Source organism: Puniceicoccus vermicola, from assembly GCF_014230055.1.
GTDB classification, from domain to species: Bacteria; Verrucomicrobiota; Verrucomicrobiia; order Opitutales; family Puniceicoccaceae; genus Puniceicoccus; species Puniceicoccus vermicola.
On the sequence record NZ_JACHVA010000033.1, the window covers coordinates 77,961 to 98,224 of the forward strand.

The following is a 20,264-nucleotide window of genomic DNA, read 5'->3' on the forward strand; positions in this document are numbered from 1 at the left end:
GAAATTAGATCCATTAATGTATAACGATTTCACAATTTGCTGGAATCCTCAGACCCATGGCGGGAGCAGCCCGCATCGGCCGTCGATTCGGCGGGACTAAAATTGAGCGACTCAATGCAACCGAAAGTTGCGCGCCATCGGTTACGGTGCATCCTCACAACGATCATGAAAGATTCTTTCACCATCGACGACACCAACCGTAGCTTCGCGGAGATCCCCGCGGAAGAGCGGGTAGACTGGGCTGTCGAACAATTTTCCGGCGAGCTCGTCCTTTCGACCAGCTTCGGCATTCAATCGGCCGTACTTCTTCACATGGTGGGCACCCGCAAACCGAAGATCCCGGTGATTTTTGTCGATACCGGCTATCTATTTCCAGAGACCTATCGTTTCGCGGATCGTTTGACCCGCGACCTCGACTTGGACCTCCGCGTTTACAATCCCCGCATGACGGCTGCCCGCCAGGAAGCTCTCTACGGAAAGCGCTGGGAGGGAAGCCTCGACGATCTCGGGGACTACAATCGGGATAATAAGGTCGAACCGATGAATCGCGCACTTGGGGAACTCGGCGCCCGGGCCTGGATCTCCGGCCTGCGACGATCCCAGGGCAGCTCCCGGAGCGAACGGGAATTCATCGAGCTCCAGAACAAGACCTATAAGATCTATCCAATCCTGGATTGGTCGAATCGCGAGATTTACCAATATCTGACGAAACATGACCTCCCCTATCATCCTCTTTGGGAGCAGGGCTACGTCTCTATGGGTGACTGGCACAGCACGCAGAAATTGACCGAAGGAATGACCGAGGAAGAGACTCGCTTCGGTGGCCGCAAGCGCGAGTGCGGACTTCACGAGTTGACGGGCGGCCAAGATTTCCAGATCTGAGGAAGGGGCTTCACCTCCCTGATACACTGATGGCCATGTTCCAGAATAAGACCGCCTTTTTTCCACAGAATCTACGCTGATGCGCACCGCCTTCCTCCCTTCCGCAGGCTTGGGCAAACGCCTTCGTCCGATGACCGCACGGATCCCGAAGCCTCTGCTGCCCGTCGCGGGCGAACCGATCATCCATCACGTCATGCGCCATTGTGCGAGGGCGGGGGTTGAGCGATTCATCATCAACACCAGCCATCTTCCCGAGGCCTTCGAAGTCGCTTTCCCGGATCACGAGTGGAACGGTTTTCCCCTGGAGTTCGTCCACGAGCCAATTCGATTGGAGACGGGCGCGGGTTTGAAAAACATCGAGCCCCTTCTCGACCCTTCCGAATCGGTTCTCATCTATAACAGCGACATCCTTACCGACCTGCCTCTCGATCACCTCCTCCAGAAGCACGAAGAGTCCGGCAGACCGCTGGTAACCCTCGCCTCCTCCCTCGCAGGCAAGGACTTACACCTCCTCACCGATGGAAACGGCCGCCTCCTGAAGGTCGATCGCTCAGAAAAAGGAGACACCGAAGGACGTCATCAATTCCTCGGGATCTCGGTGATTGAGCCCGGATTCCTGCGTTATCTCCAAAAAGACTCTCCCGAATCCCTCATCCACGGCTGGACCCGTGCCCTCGAGGAAGACCGGGAATCCGTCCGTGTCTGTGAAATTACGGAAGGACGCTGGCAGGATGTCGGGACCTTAAACGCCTACGAATCCGTTCGCGAATCCGGCCTCAATCACGAGGCGCTCTCTCTCAGCAACCCCGCTGGCACGGCTTCGGAGAACCTGTGACCCTCCCCGCTGCTAAGATTTCCATCCCCGAAGCTCTCGCGGCCGATTTGGAGGCATTCCCCGCGGATCCATTCCCGGGCGAAGCCATTCCGATCGCTTCGGGAGCCTCGGGGAGGCGCTTTTTCCGGATCCTCCGCGGCGAGCAAACCCGCGTCCTCATGGCCTATCCTCCGGAGCCGCACGAGAACCTATTGTTCAGTGCCATCGGCCACGCTCTGCGCGCTGAAAAAATTCCGGTGCCCAAGATTTTATCCGAAAACCGCGAACGCGGATGGGTCTGGCTCGAGGATCTCGGGGAAAGGGACCTCTACTCCGCCCGCGAGGAAAAATCTGAACGGCTTCTCTACTACGACCAGGCCCTTGAAACCCTCCACCGGATCCAGCAACTTCCCGAAGACCTTTTCGCCGACCGAGACATCGAGACTCTCCCCGGCTTCGACCAAGAGCTTTACCAGTTCGAGCAGCGCTATTTCCGGCACGAACTAGTTGACCGGCTCGCTCCCAATTTTCCCATTCCGGCCACTCTTGAGGTCGAAATGAAAGAGCTCGAGACACGCCTCATCAGCAAACCGACCACTTGGGTGCATCGGGATTTTCAAAGTAAAAACCTGATGATCGATCTTGAGGGGCGGATTCGCGTGGTCGACTTCCAAGGAATCCGCCGGGGCCACAGGTATTACGATCTGGCGAGCCTCCTCTGCGACCCTTACGTCAACCTCCCTGCCGACGAGCGCCAGCAGAACTTCGAAGATTTCTGTCAGCTCTCCTCGCTTTCTCCCCAAGAGGAGCAAAAGGATTTCTCTTCCGCCTGCTGCCAACGTCTCATGCAGGCCCTCGGCGCCTATGGCCGATTTGGCCTCGGTGGTAGGGTCGAGTTTTTCCAGACGAAAATCCCCGTGGCTCTCGCACTTCTTCAGAGCAGCGCGAACGAGGCTCAACTGCCCGGCCTCGCCCATCTCGCTGGCCAGCTAAAAAATCTCGATTTGCCCGCGACCGCGCAAGTCCCAGAGGTAAAACCAGTTCCGAGAAAGTAGACCGAATCGACATCCAGATTCCATCGATCGGTTCTTGCACGTCAGGGGCTTTCGACCGAATCTGAACCCATGTCGGGCAGCCACAATCCTTTCGTCCATCTCCACGTCCACACGGACCGCAGTCTGCTGGATGGATGCTGCCGAATTGACCTCCTGGCCGACCGCGCCGCCGAGCTCGGCATGCCGGCGCTCGCTATGACCGACCACGGGAATCTGTTCGGGGCGATTGAGTTCTACCGACAGATGACCAAGCGCGGAATCAAACCGCTCATCGGGTGCGAAATCTACCTCGTTCACGACCACATGATGGACGAGCGGCCCAAGCGCGAACGAAAGCGCTCCGACGACATGGTCGATGTCCCTGTAGAAGAACTCGGCCCTGAAAATTTCCCGAAAAACCAGATCCACCACAAGACCCTCATCGCCAAGGATTTCACAGGGTATCAGAATCTGGTGAAGCTCGTCTCCGATGCCCATACCAACGGGATGTATTACCGTCCGCGGACGGATATGGAGCAGCTGGCCAAGCACTCGGAAGGGATCATCGGCCTCTCCGGCTGCATCAACGGGGTCGCCTCCCAATACCTGATTTATTCAGACTATCAAAAGGCGCGGGAGGCGACGGCCCAGTTCATCGACATATTCGGGAAGGATAATTACTTCATCGAGATTCAAGACCACGGAATGCCCGCCCAACGGCGCATCATCCCCGGCTTGGTCAAGCTCGCCAAAGAGTTCGACCTCAAAGTGGTCTGCGCCAACGACGTGCACTACGTCCGCAAGGAGGATTGGGAAACCCACGACGCCCTCCTGTGCATTCAAACCGGGAAGGTCATCGCCGATGAGCAGCGAATGCGCTACCCCTCCCGGCAGTTCTACCTCAAGAGCGAAGCCGAAATGGCGCAGGTCTTTAAGGAGATCCCCGAGAGTGTTACCAACACTCTCGAAGTCGCAGAGCGGGTCGACCTGAAGCTCGAGTTTGGCGTCAGCCACTACCCCGTTTTCCAGAAGCCGGAAACGATTGAGATTCAGACCCGTTCGGACGAGTTCGACAAGATCCTCGACATCTACATCGAGGAGCAGAAGAAGGTGAACAAGCAGAACGGCGTCGAGGACGGAATCATCCTCACCGACGAAAAGCGTGAACTCCTGAAAGGAAACGGCCGGGTTCTCTTCGACCTCTGCAAAAAGGGAGTTCTGGAGCGATACGGAGTCGACTACGACCATCCAGAGAAATTTGTTCCCGGGCCCAAGCAGGACGAGGGTTATGCGAAGCGCGTTTGCGACCAGCTCGAATACGAGTTGGCGATCATTTCGGGAACTGGCTTCGTCGATTACTTCCTCATCGTCTGGGACTTTATTGACTGGGCCCGCCGCCAAGGGATTCCCGTGGGCCCCGGTCGCGGTTCCGGTGCTGGCTGTCTCGTCGCCTACGTCCTCAAGATCACCGACATCGATCCCCTGCGCTTCGGCCTGCTCTTCGAGCGAATGCTGAACCTCGAACGTGTTTCGCCGCCGGATTTCGACGTCGACTTCTGCATGCGCCGCCGCGACGAGGTGGTGAGCTACGTCCGCGAAAAATACGGCGCGGACTCCGTGGCCAACATTGTCACCTACGGAACCTTTGGTCCCAAAATGGTGGTCCGCGACCTCGCCCGCGTCAACGGGCTCGAGTACAAGGACGCCGATCGTCTCGCCAAAATGGTTCCCGACGATCTCGGAATTTCCATGGCCGGTGCCATCGAGAAATCCCAAGACCTCCGCGAAGCCATCAAGACCGACCCGATCGCCCGCAAGATCGTCGACCAAGGTAAGGTCATCGAAGGCATGGTCCGCAACACCGGCAAGCACGCCTGCGGGATTATCATCGCCGACCGCAAGTTGACCGACCTGGTTCCCGTTTGCCTTCAAGAAGGAGATTTGACGACCCAGTACGCCAAAGGCCCCGTTGAAGACCTCGGCCTGCTGAAGATGGACTTTCTGGGACTGAAGAACTTGACCGTCATCTCCGACGCCGAGAGCTTCATCCGCACCTCCCACAACAAACCGGACTTCCGGATTGAGGACATCTCCCTCGAAGACCAAGCCACCTTCGACCTCCTCAACGAGGGCAGGACCGTCGGAGTCTTCCAGCTGGAGTCGGACGGGATGCAGGCCCTCTCCCGTCAGATCGGCCTGAGCAGTTTTGAAGAGATCATCGCGTTGATCGCCCTTTACCGTCCGGGCCCGATGCAGTTCATCCCCCAGTTCATTGAAGGAAAGAAAGACCGGTCGAAAATTCACGTCCCCCACCCGCTCCTGAAAGAACTGGTGGAAGAAACCTACGGGGTTCTGGTCTACCAAGAGCAGGTGATGCAATCGGCACGGATCATCGCCGGATTCACTCTCGGTAATGCGGATATTCTCCGCCGCGCCATGGGGAAGAAGAAGAAAGACGTCATGGCCGAGCAAAAGGCTATCTTCGTCAAAGGCGCCAAAGAAACGAACAATATTGCTCGCAGAGAAGCGGAGGAAATTTTTGGAATTCTGGAAAAGTTTGCGGAATACGGCTTCAATAAGTCGCACTCCGCCGCCTACGCCATGGTCAGCTACCGGACCGCCTACCTCAAGGCGAACTATCCGGTCGAGTTCATGGCTGGCCTCCTCTCCGCTGAACTCGGAAACGCCGACAAGGTCGCCAACTACGTCTCCGAAGCCATCGCCCTCGGCATCCCCGTCCTCGGCCCGGACATCAACGAATCGCGGCACAACTTCACCCCCGTGCCCGCCGAAAACGAAGGCGACAAAGGCCGCATCCGTTTTGGAATGAGCGCGATTAAGGGTGTGGGCGACTCCGCCACCGCCAAGATCATCGAAGAGCGCGACAACAACGGCCACTATACGGATTTCACCGACTTCGTCGCCCGCACGGACATGAAAGCCGTGAACCGGCGAACCCTCGAAAACTTAATCCGCACCGGCACCTTCGACTCCTTTGGCGAAGACCGGGCCAGTCTGCTCGCCAATCTCGACGCCCTCCTCAGCGCCGCGATGGCCGAGCGCAAGGACCGCGAATCCGGCCAGGGCTCTCTCTTCGACCTCATGGAGGAGAGTACAGAAGATGAAGCGCCGAACGACGGCACGACCCGTATCGAAGTCGATCCCATGGGACGCAAAGAAAAGCTCACCCATGAAAAAGAGCTTCTCGGATTCTATCTCTCCGGCCACCCTCTCGACGATTACGGGATGCTCGCCGACTGCCTCCTCTCCGACGATCCAGCCGAATACGAAGAACTCGAAGACGAGGAAACCTTCCGCTTCACCGGAGTCATCTCCGGACTCGAGCAGCGGATGACTCGGAAGACGGGTGACCCCTGGGCCAAATTTAACCTCCTCACCCGCACCAAAAGCCTCCCGATCACCGTCTTCCCAAAAAGCTTCGAGAAAAATCGGAACTTTATCGGGATGAACAATATCGTCGTCGTCGAAGGCCGAGTCGCCCGCCGCGATGAAGGAGTCGACCTCCACGGGCTCGCCATTCGCCCCCTCCACAATTCCCTCTCCCAACTCATTCGCAAAATGACCTGGGTCATCCGCGGAAATGACGATGGCACCCGATTCCTCAAGGAACTCCGAAACTCCATGACCTTCGACGAGTCAGGTCTCCCGATTACGGTCGTGGTCATGGCCGACGGCGACCGAGCCTATCGCGCCGAAGTCTCCCAAACTCTCCGCATCCCTCCCCACTGGCCGAGAATCCAAAAACTCCGCGAGCATCCCGCAGTCGTCGGCATCCGCCTCTCCGTCACCGAACCCCGGGAAATCGACGATCGCCCCCACTGGATGAAACGCCAACGCGACCGCCAAGCGGGCTAGTCTCCGGTAGGTTCTGAAACAAAAATGTGACCCGGCCGGTCGTCGCATATTTTTCGTCTGGTTTATTGCAAAACCCCGGACATCATCCGGACCCCTCCACAACTACCTGATATTTAACCACTTAAAAATCAAGACGGCGTCAACTATTTTAGAACAGTTCTCTTGATTCATTCCGGCTATCAATAGCACTGCAAACGGTCCAACTATCGGATTTGATCTTTCTTCCTTCCTGCCCTACCAATAACCGAACTGAACGCATCCCAGATCTATGCCATCACTCTTTCCCAACGTCGCCTACGTTCTCCTCGGAATCTTCCTACTGGGGTTCTGTGTTTTTATCCATGAACTCGGGCACTTCCTCGCGGCGCGGCGGCGGGGATTGAAGGTCGAGCGATTTTCGATCGGTTTCGGACCTCCAATCGTTCGATGGACCCGCAATGAGGTGGAGTATCGGATCTCGTGGATTCCATTCGGTGGATATGTGGCCCTGCCCCAGTTGGCGGATATGGCCTCCATCGAAGGTGGAGAGAGTTCGGAGGCGGAAAAACTGCCGCCGATTTCGTATGCGGACAAGATGATCGTATCCGTCATGGGTGCGGTCTTTAACCTGATTTTTGCCCTGATTCTCTCCTGCATTCTCTGGATCGTGGGCCAAGAAGTGATTGTCACCACGGAGATCGATTCCGTGGCCGAAGAAGTCTATACATCCGACGGCGATATGGTTCCTGGCCCCGCCTACGAGGCTGGAATTCATTCAGGGGACCGGGTTGTTGCTGTTGACGGAGATCCCATCGACGATTGGATGGAATTAAATAATGCCATCCTCACTGGCCTCGGCCGAAATGGAGAGGGAAAACCAGAGGTCGATATCACCGTTGAACGGAACGGAGAAGAACTGACCTTCGTCGTCAATCCCGTCCTCATCACCCGAGAGAATGCTCGCGACATCGGGATGCGTCCTGCGGGAGACCTGAGAATCACCGGAGTTTATGAAGAAATGCCCGCCTTTGAGGCAGGAATCCAGCCCGGCGACCTTCTCCTCAAGCTCGACGGCGAACCCATTCACTCCTCCGCCCTCCTCCAAGCCTCGCTCGCTCAACACGAAGAAGGTCCCATCGACCTGACGGTTCTCCGCGATGGAGAAGAGATCACCTTCTCAATGGAGCCCAAATTTTTTCCCGACCTCGATCGGAAGCTCTTCGGCTTCCAATATGGATACCAAGCAAAGACCGAGATCGTTCACCGCAATCCGATCCAGCAGATCGCGATCATGGCGGATACCGTAAAGCGGACTCTCGTCGCCCTTCTCCACCAAGGATCTGACGTCAAAGTCCGCAATATGAATGGGCCGGTGGGGATCGTTCACGTCATCTCCACCCTCAGCCACTACGGATTCACCCACGTCATCTGGCTTCTCGCTTTCATCAACGTCAACCTGGCGATGCTCAACCTCATGCCGGTGCCCGTGCTCGACGGCGGGCACATGCTTTTCGCAACGATTGCGAAGATCTCCGGGCGACCAATTCCCCGGCGCTTTATGGAAACGACACAGGGAGCATTTATCGTCCTCTTCCTCTCCTTCATGCTCTACGTAACCTTCTACGACGTCGGACGCATTGGGCATGATCTGGGCATTGGCGAAGAATCCGCCCCCGCTGAAACGGTTCAGGAAAACCACGATCATTCCCCCGAGGCAGCTCCTGCCTCCTCGCCCAAGGAAGACGCACCGTGAGCTCAGAGACACTCTCGAAGCCGCCCGCTCATCCGGCGATTGGGGAGGTGCCCTCAGCCGACCTCCCCTACTGCGAATCCCGGTTCCGCACCGTTCGCTGGAAAACCCGCGAAGTCATGGTGGGCAACGTCGGGGTGGGCGGCGACAATCCCATCCGCGTCCAGTCGATGACGACGACGCTGACCGATGACGTAGACGCCACGGTCCGCCAATCCATTCAGCTCGCCGAAGCCGGTTGCGAGATCATCCGCATCACCGCCCCCACGACCAAGGCGGCCCGCTGTCTCGCCGACATTCACAAAAAATTCCGCGCGGCCGGATTCGAAAATCCTCTGGTTGCCGACATCCACTTCGCCCCCAAAGCGGCGATGGAGGCGGTCAAGCATGTGGACAAGGTTCGAATCAATCCCGGCAACTACGCCGATCGCAAAAAGTTCGCCGTCCGCGAGTATTCTGACAACGAATACGACAGCGAACTTCAGCGACTTTACGATGCTTTCTCTCCCATCGTCCTCGAGTGCAAAAACCGGGGGAAAGCGATGCGCATCGGGACCAATCACGGTTCGCTCTCAGACCGGATCATGAACCATTTCGGGGACACCCCCGAAGGCATGGTCCAATCCGCCCTCGAATTCATCCGAATCGCCGAGTCTCACGATTTCCGCGACATCATCCTCTCCATGAAGGCGAGCAACCCGAAGGTCATGATTGCGGCCTATCGCCTTGCTGTCGCGCGCATGCGCGAACATGGCATGAACTACCCACTACACCTCGGAGTCACCGAGGCTGGAGGGGGCGAAGATGGCCGCGTCAAAAGCGCCATCGGGATCGGAAGCCTTTTGTATGATGGAATCGGAGACACCATACGAGTCTCCCTCACCGAAGATCCCGTCCACGAGGTCCCGGTAGGCCAAGAGCTCGCTTCCCGGGCAATGAGTCTCTGGAGCCCTTCGAAGGACACCCCACCTACATCTCTCCCGGAAGACGGAATCCACCCTTACGAATTCACCCGCCGCGAAGCGAAGGAGGTTTCTTTTGGCGAGAATCTTACCGTCGGTGGAACGCAGCCCCCAGCCGTCCTCGTGCGGACTCGCCTGCCTCTCACCGACGAGCAAGCGATCATCCGAGAAGTATGCGGCATCCAAACCCGCTTCAAGGATGCAAAGATCGAAGGCCTCATCGTCACCCCGACGACTTCTGACGAACTGGTTCAGCTCGCTCCCCTCGGCGAGGCGCTCCATACGGTACTGCCACTCATCGTCATCGACGGCTCACAGATACCCGCAGGAGAGTTAAAGCCTTCCCTTCTCCCATCCGATATCCGCTGGGGAATCCTCGCCCCGATCTCCGGCAAGAAAATCGAATCTGCAAACGAAGCCATCTCGGCCTGCATCGCATCCGGCTCGACTCTCTTCGCCGAGCTAGCCGAACCGGAGGACCTCTCGATTCTTCAAAACCGAGACGACCTGCCTTCGACCATACTCACCCTCGCCCCTTCGGACCGAGAGATCAGCCATCGCCTCGGTGCCTATCGCAAACTTTCGCATGCCTGCAAGCAGGCCGGGATTCGTCATCCCATTTGGATTCGTTCGACAGACGAAAACAGCATCCTCCCCTCCGATTACACCTCCGCTCGAATCGTCGAAGCAAGCATGCTCGCCGGACCTCTCCTCTGCGATGGAGTCGGAGATCTCCTCAGCTGCGAAATTTTTCCGGACGCGGCCATGGGGACGGCGATGGCCTTTAACATTCTCCAAGGCTCTCGCACCCGGATCACCCGGACGGAATACGTGGCCTGCCCGAGTTGCGGACGCACCCTTTTCGACCTCCAATCGACCACTGCCAAGATCCGTGAAAAGACCGACCACCTGAAGGGTGTAACGATCGCGGTCATGGGCTGCATAGTGAATGGTCCCGGCGAAATGGCTGATGCGGATTTCGGGTATGTCGGAGGAGCTCCGGGCAAGATCAACCTCTACGTCGGCAAAGAATGCGTGGAGATCGGAATCCCCCAAAAGAAAGCTGTTGATCGCCTGATCGATCTGATCCGCTCCCACGGGAAGTGGGTCGACCCCTCTTAGCCCAATTCGGGCTCATCCAAGCTCTCCGCAGATCGTCACCTGTGGAGACAAGAATCGTCCTGAGATAGATTTTGGGCATCCGAGCCCAACGCGTCGTTGCATCGTTCTAATTTCCGACTACGCTCTCCTCCTATGAATATGTCGGACGAGGCTTTGGAAAAGCTAGGACTCTCCTATCAGGTGTTGTTCGAATCTCTCCTTTCGCGTTCGCCCGACAAGATCTACTTCAAGGATTCGCAGAGCCGCTTCGTCGTGATCAGCCAGAGCATGGTGAAAAACTTCAAGGTGGGGTCGGTCGCCGACCTAGTGGGAAAGACCGATTTCGATTTTTTCAGTGCCGAACACGCTCAACAAGCCTACGACGACGAGCAGCAAGTCCTGGAGAGTGGAGTCCCCTCCATTCGCGAAGCCGAAAAAGAAACCTGGCCGGACGGATCCGTCACTTGGGCTTCCAGTATCAAAGCGCCTATTCTCCTCGAAGATGGGACCCCGATCGGGATCATCGGAATCTCACGGGATGTCACCCGTGAGAAGCTAGCGCATGACGCGCTTGAGCGACATGATCGGCTTCTCAAAAAACAGAACGATACCATGCGGGCCGATCTGGAGAGCGCCCGCTTGATCCAGTCTGTCCTCATCCCCGGAAAGGAACGGAAGAGTTCCTTTCTCCGCATCGCCGTAGGCTATGATCCCTCGCATTCTGTCAGTGGCGATGTCATCACTTTTCCCCGACCCGATGAACCGGATGTGCGTTTCTTCATGGGCGACGTCTGCGGACATGGAGTTTCGGCCGGACTCTACACCTTGCTGATCAAATACGCGGCGGATCGTCTTTCCCGCGCGAAGGATGATCGACCCCAGTCTGTCCTTTCCCGCATGAACGAAAGTTTGAAGGACGTCCTCCCCAACCGTTTCGTCACGGCTATGTCTGGTATCTTTCACCTCACAAACGAGGGAACGATTCGCCTGCAAATTTCCCACGCGGCTCACCCGACCTTCTTTATCCACCGAGAATCCGAAGAGCTCGAGACCATCCGCCTCGACAATGCTCCTGGACTCGGACTCCTGCCGGGATCCAGTTTCGCGTGCAAAGAATTCCACCTTTCCCGCGGCGATCGCGTCATCCTCTTCACCGACGGTCTGGAAGAGGCTTTGAGTGAAAATGGTGAAGAATTTGGAATCGATCGACTCAAGGCCGCCGTCCATGAGAGCCGGAACGAGCGCGCGGAAAATGTCCCGGAATTCTTGCTGAACAAGATTCATCAATTCGCCGGGCGCGCACCACGCGTTGACGACCAGACCTGCGTCGTCTTCCAAGCCCGCTAAAGCGGGCGCCCTAAGCAACCACTTCGGCCGAACCGACTCGTCCAGTCAGCTCCAACCAGGCGACCGCTCGCTCTGCCCAACCAAAATCTGCTCCACGGCCGAGACCATGCCCTCCCTTTTCCGAGACATGAAGCTCGAAGGGAATCCCGTTGCGGCGGAGACTTTCGGCATACAGCAAAGAATTCTCCATGAGAACACCGGCGTCCTCAAGAGTATGCCAGAGGAAGGCTGGAGGCGTATCCCCGTCGACCAGAGAATGAGGGGAGAACTGCTTGGCAACTTCGTCATCCGCAGATTCACCGAGTAAGTTTCGGCGTGACCCCATATGAGCAGCCGGCCCGAAGAATGCGATCACTGGGTAGCAAAGGATGGTCCAGTCCGGACGATACTCTGCCCCCCACGACGAGGATACTGTCGAAACGTGAGCCGCGAGATGCCCCCCGGCGGAGGAGCCAATCACCCCGATCCGATTCGGAGAGTATCCCAACTCTTCGGCGCGCTTGCGCACAATCGAAACCGCGCTGAGAGCATCTTCAAGAGGAGCGGGGGCCAACGTGGGCTCCAGTTCACCGGTGCGGTAGGCACAAACGAATACGTGAAATCCCTCTGCGGCGAAGAACTCCGCATAGCCCTTGCCCTCGTGCTCGGCCCGATGGCTATAGCCTCCACCCGGGAAAACAACGAGAGCGCTCCCGCGGTCAATCTCACCGCTGGGAGCAAAGTAGGTCAGGTCCGGGTTTGGGTCTGTCGTAAACGATTTTGACATCACAGATGCTCCTGCTCGATTAAGCTTCGTCGGCGTCGACCTGAACGATCCGGCTGATTCCCACCAGCTTATCCTTTTCGCCCAGATTGATGCAGCGGACGCCTTGAGTCGTACGGCCGATGACACGGATATCCTTCACAGGAGAACGCACTGCTTGCCCGTTCTTGGTGAACATCATGATCTCGTCGTCCTCATGAACGCTCAATGCGCCGGCAACGCCTTCGGTCTTGATGGCGATGATACCACTGCCACCGCGACTTTGAAGTCGATATTCATCGAAATTCGTGCGCTTGCCCTGACCGTTTTCACCACAGATCAGAAGAGCGGCATTCTCGTCCACCACTTCTATCGTTTCAACATAGTCGTTATCCTTCTTCAGAGTCACGCCCTTCACGCCGCGGGTCGCACGACCCTGGTCGCGAAGATCGGTCTCCTTGAAGCGGATCGACATACCGGCGTGGGTGATGATCACGAGTTCGTTCTCTCCCTTGGTCAACTTCACGTTCACCAACTGGTCATCGTCATCGATATTGATGCCGATCAATCCACCCTTCCGGTAGTTGCGATACTCCTTGAGGTTAGTCTTCTTCACGACGCCCTTCCGAGTGCACATCACGAGGTGAAGCGCTTCGTCGAAATCCTTCACACAAATCATCGAGGAAATGTGCTCGTCCTTGGAAATCTCCAATACGTTGGCGAGCGAACGTCCTTTGGAAATCCGCGTACCTTCGGGAATCTCGTAAACCTTCTCCACAAAGACCCGACCCCTATTCGTAAAGAACATGATGAAGTCGTGGGTGCTGGCCGTGAAGAGATGCTCCACAAAGTCGTCGTCGTGCTGGCCGGCGCCGATCACTCCCTTACCGCCACGCTTTTGCGAACGGTAGGAGCTGACACTGGTACGCTTGATAAAGCCGTGGTGCGAAACGGTGATGATGCACCCCTCGTTGGCGATGACATCTTCCATCCGGAACTCACCCTCTTCGGGAGAAATCTTGGTGCGGCGGTCGTCGATGTACTTTTCCGCAGTCTCGCGAAGCTCACCCTTGATCACTTCGAGGAGGCGGGCTTCCGACCCGAGAATCTCTTCGAGATACGCAATCAACTTCATGAGTTCGATGTATTCTGCTTCGATCTTTTCGCGCTCAAGACCAGTCAACTGGTAGAGACGCAGTTCGAGAATTGCGTTCGTCTGACGCTCGGTCAGCGGATACTTCGCCATCAACTTGGTCCGAGCCTCGTCGCGGTTTTGCGAGGACCGGATGATCTTCACAAAGTCGTCAAGGTTATCGAGAGCGATCTTGTACCCTTCGAGGATGTGAGCGCGATCCAAAGCCTTGCGGAGTTGGAAACGTGTGCGACGGAGAATCACCTCGCGGCGGTGCTCAATGTAGCAATTGAGCATCTCCTTAATGTTCATCTGCTTCGGACGGCTATCGTCCAGAGCGAGCAGGATCACCCCAAAGCTGGATTCGAGCGGGGTATGACGGAACAGCTTGTTCATCGTCACCCGTGGGATTTCTCCCCGCTTCAGTTCGACGACGATACGGGTATTTTCGTCGGACTCATCGCGGAGGTCGCTGACGCCCGGAATGACTTTGTCGGAAATGAGTTCGGCAATCTTGAGAACCAGATTCGCGCGATTCACATTGTAGGGAATCTCGGTGATGACGATCTGTTCCTTGCCATTCTTGAGCTGCTCAGAGTGGGCGGTGCCCCGCATCCGGACGATTCCACGCCCGGTCCTCATGTAACTCTCAATCCCCTTCGTGCCGTTGATCATCCCTCCACCTGGGAAGTCGGGCCCCGGGAGAACTTTCATGATCTGATCGATGGTGGCCGTTGGCTCGTCGATCAGGAGACAGGTGGCTTCGATGAGTTCGCCGAGGTTGTGCGGCGGGATGTTGGTCGTCATCCCGACGGCGATCCCCGTCGAACCATTCATCAAAAGGTGAGGAAGAGCCGCCGGAAGCACCTTCGGCTCGGTGGTGCTTTCCTTATAGTTAGGCGCAAAGTCGACAGTATCTTCGTCGATTCCGCGCAGCAGTTCTTCCGCAATGCGCTCGAGACGGCACTCGGTATAACGATAAGCGGCGGGCGGATCCCCGTCGAGCGAACCAAAGTTGCCCTGCGGATCGATGAGCGGATAGCGCATCACCCACTTCTGAGCCAAACGGACGAGGGTATCATAGACCGAAGAGTCACCGTGCGGGTGATAGTTCTTCAGGACTTCCCCGACCACACCGGCGCATTTGTCAAAGCTGCGGCTGCGCAGAAGACCTTCACGCAACATCGCGTAGAGGATGCGGCGCTGCACTGGCTTCAAGCCATCACGTGCATCCGGCAGTGCGCGGGAGACAATCACGGACATCGAGTAGTCGATGTAGGCCGTCGACATAATCTCGGTGATGTTGGTCGGAATGAGTTTTTCCTTATCGGTATACATTTAGATATTCGGCTTAGGGGAATGAGAGTTTTGGGAGAAATGCCCTTCGCGGTGAAGCGGCCCTCCTCACTCTCTTTTTAATCGTTCAGTCCTTTTCGTCCGCTTCGGAATTACACGTCGAGATAGGAAACGTTCAGAGCGTTGTCCTCGATGAACATTCTCCGGGAGGCAACATCCTCCCCCATCAGCATGGAGAACATTTGGTCGGCGGCCGCGGCATCCTCGATGTCCACCTTGAGCAGCTTGCGACGCTCGGGATCCATCGTGGTTTCGTAGAGCTGTTTCGGATTCATTTCACCGAGACCTTTGTAGCGCTGGATGCTCAGCCCCTTGCGACCGAGAACGCGGATGTTCTCGATGATTTCGAAGATCGAACGGAGCTCGATAACGTTCTCCTTGTTTTCGTCGCCCTGATTCTCGATCAGGTGATAGCGCGGCTCTTCGGAAGGGGAGAATTGATTCACGTCCAGACCGATCTTTGCGAGCTCGCGAAGGAGCTTGGTCATCTCGGTCGCTTCGAAGATCTCGTGAACCGAAACCCGCTGCACCAGCTTCGCTCCGTTCACCTCGACGTCGCGGGTGACCATGTTCTCGTAGAGGTCCTCGGTGAGGTCCATCTCCACGTAGAATTTGGAGCGCTCGTCTTCGGACTTCAGGTAGCGGAATTCTTCAACATTTCCAGTCCGCACCCGGGCCAGATAGCGCGGGAGTTCGCGGGTTTCCCCATCGTGCTGGTCGAGATAGGTGTTAAAATCACAACCGTAACGCGAAACTCCGCCCCCGAGGGTCTCCAAGCGGGCGAGCTTCTCGACAATCTTGTCGATCTGCGAGGATTCAAATTGATGCTCGTCACGCATGCGGACCAAGGTCACGCCTTCACTCCCGAGCTCGAGAAGAATGCGACTCATCTCTTGGTCGTTATCAATGTAACGCTCTTTGGTCCGGCGCTTGATCTTATAGAGTGGCGGCTGCGCGATGTAGACGTAGCCGTTCTCGATCAGACCCTTCATGTGACGGAAGATGAAGGTCAAGAGAAGGGTTCGGATGTGAGAGCCGTCCACGTCCGCATCGGTCATGATGATGACTTTGTGGTAACGGGACTTGGCCGCGTCGAAAGCGCCGTCGCCCTCATGGTCACCGATTCCCGTTCCGGTGGCGGTGATCAGGGTGCGGATTTCGTTGTTGTTGAGGATCTTGTCCAAACGGGCCTTCTCAACGTTGAGAAGCTTACCGCGGATCGGGAGAATCGCTTGGTAACGACGGTCACGGCCCTGCTTGGCAGAACCTCCAGCGGAGTCACCCTCAACGATATAGAGCTCACAGACGGCCGGATCTTTCTCGGAACAGTCGGCCAGCTTCCCGGGAAGTCCGCCCGAAACGAGCGCACTCTTGCGGACAGTGTCGCGAGCCTTGCGGGCTGCTTCACGGGCACGGGCAGCATTGAGCCCCTTGTCGATCACCTTCTTGGCGATGGCCGGGGTCGTTTCGAAAAGATACTTCAGCTCTTCCCCGACGATCTTCTGGACGATCCCGTCCACTTCACTGTTGGAGAGCTTGGTTTTGGTCTGACCTTCAAAGCGGGGCTCCGGCACCTTCACCGAGACCACTGCAGTCAATCCTTCGCGGACGTCATCTCCGGTGATCGAAGGATCCTTGTCCTTCACCAGATTGTTCGCCTTGGCGTAATTGTTAATAACACGAGTCAGGGCCGTGCGGAAACCGGACAGGTGCGTCCCCCCCTCGATGTTGTGAATCGAGTTCGCGTAGGCGTAAATCTGGTCGTTAAAACCGTCGTTGTACTGGAGGGCGACGTCGACGACGACTTCCGCCTCGCTGTTTACCGCTGGAGCGGAACCGTGGAAAACAATCGGGTCGGGGTGGATGAGAGTCTTGCTCCGGTTGAGGAAGCTGACGTACTCGGCGATCCCGTTCTCGAACTTGAAGCTCTCTTCCTTCTTGGCAATTTCATCGCGAAGGGCGATCTCGATACCAGGGTTGAGGAAGGCCAGCTCGCGAATGCGCTTGGCGAGGATGTCGTACTTGAAGTCGAGAACTGAAAAGATCTCAGCGTCCGGCTTGAAGGTAATCTTCGTCCCGGTGCGCTTGGTGTCGCCCACGACCTGAAGTTGCTGGGTCGTCTTACCACGCTCAAAGGCCATGGAGTGGACTTTCCCATCGCGGCGGACCTCCGCCTTGAACCACTCCGAGACGGCGTTTACGCACTTGGCTCCAACCCCGTGCAGCCCCCCGGACACTTGATAAGCGCCCTTGCCGAACTTTCCGCCAGCGTGGAGGTTGGTCAAAACCAGTTCGAGCGCCGGAATCTTGTGCTTTTCGTGCATATCGACCGGGATCCCGCGACCGTCGTCCTCAATGGAGCAAGAGCCATCGAGGTGGATCGAGACGGAAATCCGCGAGCAATACCCGGCGAGGGCTTCGTCGATCGAGTTGTCGACAATCTCGAAAACACAGTGGTGGAGACCTCTTTCATTCGTGTCTCCAATATACATGTCCGGTCTTTTCCGGACCCCTTCCAGCCCCTCCAGTTTCTGGATTTTTGAGGCGTCGTAAGTATCGTTTTTTGCTTGGGAAGAGTTTGAGTCAGCCATCTGGCAGGTAGTTCCTTCGGGTTTGTGAAAATGGATCGGATTAAACCTCCAAAACAAACAGGAATCCCGGCCCCTGACAATCCCCAATCCTCGACAAAAAGGAGCGGAGGCCCCGCAGAGAAGGACGGGGCTCGGTTTTTCCGACTCTCGACTCCGCAATTACGAGGGAATCCGAGCCCACCTCCGGATCGGGATCCTCCGACCGAAGTTTGCCCACATTCCCCGGGACGACGGGATCCACGACAGAATCGGGATCCAGCGATCCCGACCAAGGACGCCGATCAGTCCTTAAGACCGACCGCAAAGGTCCCGGAGATCGGCAAAACCTGCTTCGTCCGGCCGAGAGCGAATTCGCCCGTGAAGCTCCCAGCGGCCTTCACCGGTTTACGATTCTCGCCCACTTCCAACTGGTCGAAAGTCAATTCCCCGGAAATGGACCTCAGGTCCTCTGAAAGTCCTTGATCCGGAATAGAATCAATCCGCATCCGAACCCCTTCCTCGGAGTCGAAACGGGTCAGACTGTAAGTTCCGACTTCCGCCACATCAAACCGGACGAAAAGAGTTCCGAGACCGAAACTCTTTGTGGCCTCACCTTCGGCGGCGGCGGAGGTATCGATCCATCCTGCCATAATCTCCAACTGAAAAGAGGCTTCTCCATAGGAGGGGGAGGACATGTTTCGTGGAGCCGTCTGGCAGCGAATGCTCAGCGAATCCGGACCGGTGAGCGTAAACCCTTCCCGAACCTTACTGCTCGAGGACGCCGCACTCTCGGAGGAGGCTTCAGGGGATGAGCCTTCATCGGAACACCCATACAAAAGAACGAGACCTGAGATTGCGAAGAGAGAGAGAAAGAGCGATTTCACCCCTCTTTGATCTGCCCAAGATGGGCGATGAGTCAAGGCTCTGGATCTCGCGCTGCGCCCAACCCGAAAGCAACGCATCCTCGGCCTATCCGGAATCGCTCGAGGTTTGCGGCGCAATATCCCCTGGATCCTTCGAAACCATCGCGCGCAATTGCTCCCAGGAAGCCTGCAATGCCTCGGTCTCTACTGGCTCGAGCCACTCCTCGGCGCGCTCGGGTTTTCCAGCCTCAATCCATCCCCGTGAAATCTGTAATCGGCTCGCTTCCCGCTCAGGCACCGTCTGCGCCAAAGGCAGAACTCTCTGCCAAGCCATCGCCGTCGCCTCCCAATCGGGCTCCGCCAAATCCGCATGGGCCTCCGCCCAGCGCCATCCTCGCTCAAAACTATCGGGATCGAGCCGGAACGCGGTCTCAAACGATTCCAGGGCCAAGGCCGAGGCTCTCCCCTCTCCCAGAACCCCGTCAACCTCCAGCTGGGATCCATATTTGATGAGAAAGATCCCAATTTCGTCATGATACCCCGGCTCCTCGGGATCGAGCTCCACCGCCCTCAAAAGGAACGGGAGGGCAGCCTCATAGGAACCCAAATCGGCCAAAACCAGCCCCATCTGCTGCTGCACCACCGGTAAATCCGGCTGAAGGGAGTTCGCTTTGCGGAACGCAGCAAACGCCTTGTTATCGGCCCCGACCGATCGAAGAAACTTCCCGCAAAGAATCCATCCATACAGATGATCCGGATTATCCGCCAAAAAACTCTCATAGCTTCGGGCAATGTCCTGCGCCCGCACGAGGAGCCCGTCCTGACCGACTCCCTGCACCGCCGCCGCCACCAAGTCGCGCTCCGAGGCCAGAATCTCAATCAACCTCTGATCGGCAACACTTTCGTCCACTACCGCTTCCTGAGCACGGAGAGGGACCAATCCAGATCCAAGGACCAGCCCAGCCCATAGGCAAAAACAGGAAAAAAAGTTCGTTCTACGATTCATAAAAAGAGGTCTCCCTGCAAAAGACTCGGCTCAAGGGCTACAGGTTCAAGAATTCCCGAATCATTTTCCGCGACCCGACTCACTCGACTCGATACCGGATGCCGCTTCAACGAGCCTTCCTCGTCTGGAAAGGCACAATCACGCACCGCCGCAGCCCCTCCCCGCTCGGGAGACAACCACGCTCGCAACTGGTCCGGCCGAATCCGAACCGGCGCCCGGTGATGGATCGCCTCCATCCATTCGTCTGCCCCGCGGGTCAGCACGACCACTCGCGGTTTCTCATCTGGCTTTGCAAGCAGCACCAAACCCGCCAAGAGAATCCCCGGGCCCGAAATCGGGGAAAAGTAATAGGGCTGCGCACTGGGCGGCTCCCGATGCCATTCAAAAAAGCCCGAAGCCGGCATCACGCAACGTCTCACAGCGAAGGCCTCCCGAAAAGCCCGCTTCTCCTCGGCCGTCTCGGAGCGGGCATTGATTACCAGTCGGTTCCGACTCGGGCCCACTGCCATTTCCGCGCCCCAAGGCATCGGACCCCACTCCTCTTCCGGACCGAGGACCGGAACCTCGACTCCCGGAGATTGATTGTAAACCGCGGCGGGAAAAGGCTGAGGAACCGAACCCGTCAATTCGGACACCTCCTCTTCTGTCAAATGGAAGCTGTATCGACCGCACATAAACCAAGAGCTTTCCCAATCCACTCGCAAAACGCAACTCACCTCTTGCTCCGATCCAAGGAGGGTCGCAAAATTCGGCATAATTACAGCTAGCCCCCAACCGGGATTTTCCCCATTTCGCCTTCGCAACGATTCCGTCACCAACCCGTTCACTCTTTCGCAAACTTACGAAAAAC

13 protein-coding genes are annotated in these 20,264 nt (G+C 57.0%); 7 read left to right on the forward strand and 6 right to left on the reverse strand.

The window, feature by feature from the left end; all coding sequences use genetic code 11:
• Positions 1 to 165: 165 nt before the first annotated feature.
• The 7 genes from H5P30_RS02835 to H5P30_RS02865 all read left to right on the forward strand — a co-directional run bounded on the left by H5P30_RS02835 (position 166) and on the right by H5P30_RS02865 (position 11,745).
• Positions 166 to 882, forward strand: a complete 717-nt coding sequence (locus H5P30_RS02835; protein WP_185691449.1) for a phosphoadenylyl-sulfate reductase — start codon at positions 166 to 168, stop codon at positions 880 to 882.
• 79 nt (positions 883 to 961) lie between these two features.
• Positions 962 to 1,717, forward strand: coding sequence for a nucleotidyltransferase family protein (locus H5P30_RS02840; RefSeq protein WP_185691450.1), 756 nt, complete (start codon positions 962 to 964; stop codon positions 1,715 to 1,717).
• A complete protein-coding gene (locus H5P30_RS02845; protein WP_185691451.1) occupies positions 1,714 to 2,751 on the forward strand; it encodes a phosphotransferase in 1,038 nt (345 codons plus the stop codon). The genes H5P30_RS02840 and H5P30_RS02845 overlap by 4 nt, the downstream gene beginning before the upstream one ends.
• 69 nt (positions 2,752 to 2,820) lie before the next feature.
• On the forward strand, positions 2,821 to 6,606 hold the full coding sequence (dnaE, locus tag H5P30_RS02850) for a DNA polymerase III subunit alpha (RefSeq protein ID WP_185691452.1): 3,786 nt from the start codon (positions 2,821 to 2,823) through the stop codon (positions 6,604 to 6,606).
• Between the two features lie 268 nt (positions 6,607 to 6,874).
• On the forward strand, positions 6,875 to 8,338 hold the full coding sequence (rseP, locus tag H5P30_RS02855; protein WP_185691453.1) for an RIP metalloprotease RseP: 1,464 nt from the start codon (positions 6,875 to 6,877) through the stop codon (positions 8,336 to 8,338).
• A gap of 47 nt (positions 8,339 to 8,385) precedes the next feature.
• Positions 8,386 to 10,419 (forward strand): (E)-4-hydroxy-3-methylbut-2-enyl-diphosphate synthase, encoded by a 2,034-nt coding sequence (gene ispG, locus H5P30_RS22385; protein WP_425504929.1) that lies wholly within the window; start codon positions 8,386 to 8,388, stop codon positions 10,417 to 10,419.
• A gap of 132 nt (positions 10,420 to 10,551) precedes the next feature.
• A complete protein-coding gene (locus H5P30_RS02865) occupies positions 10,552 to 11,745 on the forward strand; it encodes a SpoIIE family protein phosphatase (protein WP_185691454.1) in 1,194 nt (397 codons plus the stop codon).
• A gap of 10 nt (positions 11,746 to 11,755) precedes the next feature.
• Here the strand turns inward: H5P30_RS02865 and H5P30_RS02870 are convergent, their stop codons facing one another.
• The 6 genes from H5P30_RS02870 to H5P30_RS02895 form a co-directional block, all read right to left on the reverse strand.
• Positions 11,756 to 12,511: an alpha/beta hydrolase gene (locus H5P30_RS02870; protein ID WP_185691455.1), complete on the reverse strand. Its 756-nt coding sequence runs from the start codon at positions 12,509 to 12,511 to the stop codon at positions 11,756 to 11,758.
• A 19-nt stretch (positions 12,512 to 12,530) separates the two neighbouring features.
• A complete protein-coding gene (gene gyrA / locus H5P30_RS02875; protein WP_185691456.1) occupies positions 12,531 to 14,957 on the reverse strand; it encodes a DNA gyrase subunit A in 2,427 nt (808 codons plus the stop codon).
• 110 nt (positions 14,958 to 15,067) lie between these two features.
• Positions 15,068 to 17,566: a DNA topoisomerase (ATP-hydrolyzing) subunit B gene (gene gyrB / locus H5P30_RS02880; protein ID WP_185691457.1), complete on the reverse strand. Its 2,499-nt coding sequence runs from the start codon at positions 17,564 to 17,566 to the stop codon at positions 15,068 to 15,070.
• Positions 17,567 to 17,847: 281 nt separating this feature from the next.
• Positions 17,848 to 18,429: a hypothetical protein gene (locus H5P30_RS02885; protein ID WP_185691458.1), complete on the reverse strand. Its 582-nt coding sequence runs from the start codon at positions 18,427 to 18,429 to the stop codon at positions 17,848 to 17,850.
• 85 nt (positions 18,430 to 18,514) lie between these two features.
• Positions 18,515 to 19,414, reverse strand: coding sequence for a tetratricopeptide repeat protein (locus H5P30_RS02890; RefSeq protein WP_185691459.1), 900 nt, complete (start codon positions 19,412 to 19,414; stop codon positions 18,515 to 18,517).
• Positions 19,411 to 20,169: an SOS response-associated peptidase gene (locus H5P30_RS02895; RefSeq protein ID WP_185691460.1), complete on the reverse strand. Its 759-nt coding sequence runs from the start codon at positions 20,167 to 20,169 to the stop codon at positions 19,411 to 19,413. Before H5P30_RS02895 ends, H5P30_RS02890 begins: the two co-directional genes overlap by 4 nt.
• Between the last annotated feature and the right edge of the window lie 95 nt (positions 20,170 to 20,264).

Excerpts from the sequence above, each read along its gene's own strand:
- H5P30_RS02835 (WP_185691449.1), top strand. The coding sequence starts at position 166 with ATGAAAGATTCTTTCACCATCGACGACACCAACCGTAGCTTCGCGGAG.
- H5P30_RS02840 (WP_185691450.1), top strand. The coding sequence starts at position 962 with ATGCGCACCGCCTTCCTCCCTTCCGCAGGCTTGGGCAAACGCCTTCGT.
- dnaE (WP_185691452.1), top strand. The coding sequence starts at position 2,821 with ATGTCGGGCAGCCACAATCCTTTCGTCCATCTCCACGTCCACACGGAC.
- rseP (WP_185691453.1), top strand. The coding sequence starts at position 6,875 with ATGCCATCACTCTTTCCCAACGTCGCCTACGTTCTCCTCGGAATCTTC.
- H5P30_RS02865 (WP_185691454.1), top strand. The coding sequence starts at position 10,552 with ATGAATATGTCGGACGAGGCTTTGGAAAAGCTAGGACTCTCCTATCAG.
- H5P30_RS02870 (WP_185691455.1), bottom strand. The coding sequence starts at position 12,511 with ATGTCAAAATCGTTTACGACAGACCCAAACCCGGACCTGACCTACTTT.
- gyrA (WP_185691456.1), bottom strand. The coding sequence starts at position 14,957 with ATGTATACCGATAAGGAAAAACTCATTCCGACCAACATCACCGAGATT.
- gyrB (WP_185691457.1), bottom strand. The coding sequence starts at position 17,566 with ATGGCTGACTCAAACTCTTCCCAAGCAAAAAACGATACTTACGACGCC.
- H5P30_RS02890 (WP_185691459.1), bottom strand. The coding sequence starts at position 19,414 with ATGAATCGTAGAACGAACTTTTTTTCCTGTTTTTGCCTATGGGCTGGG.
- H5P30_RS02895 (WP_185691460.1), bottom strand. The coding sequence starts at position 20,169 with ATGCCGAATTTTGCGACCCTCCTTGGATCGGAGCAAGAGGTGAGTTGC.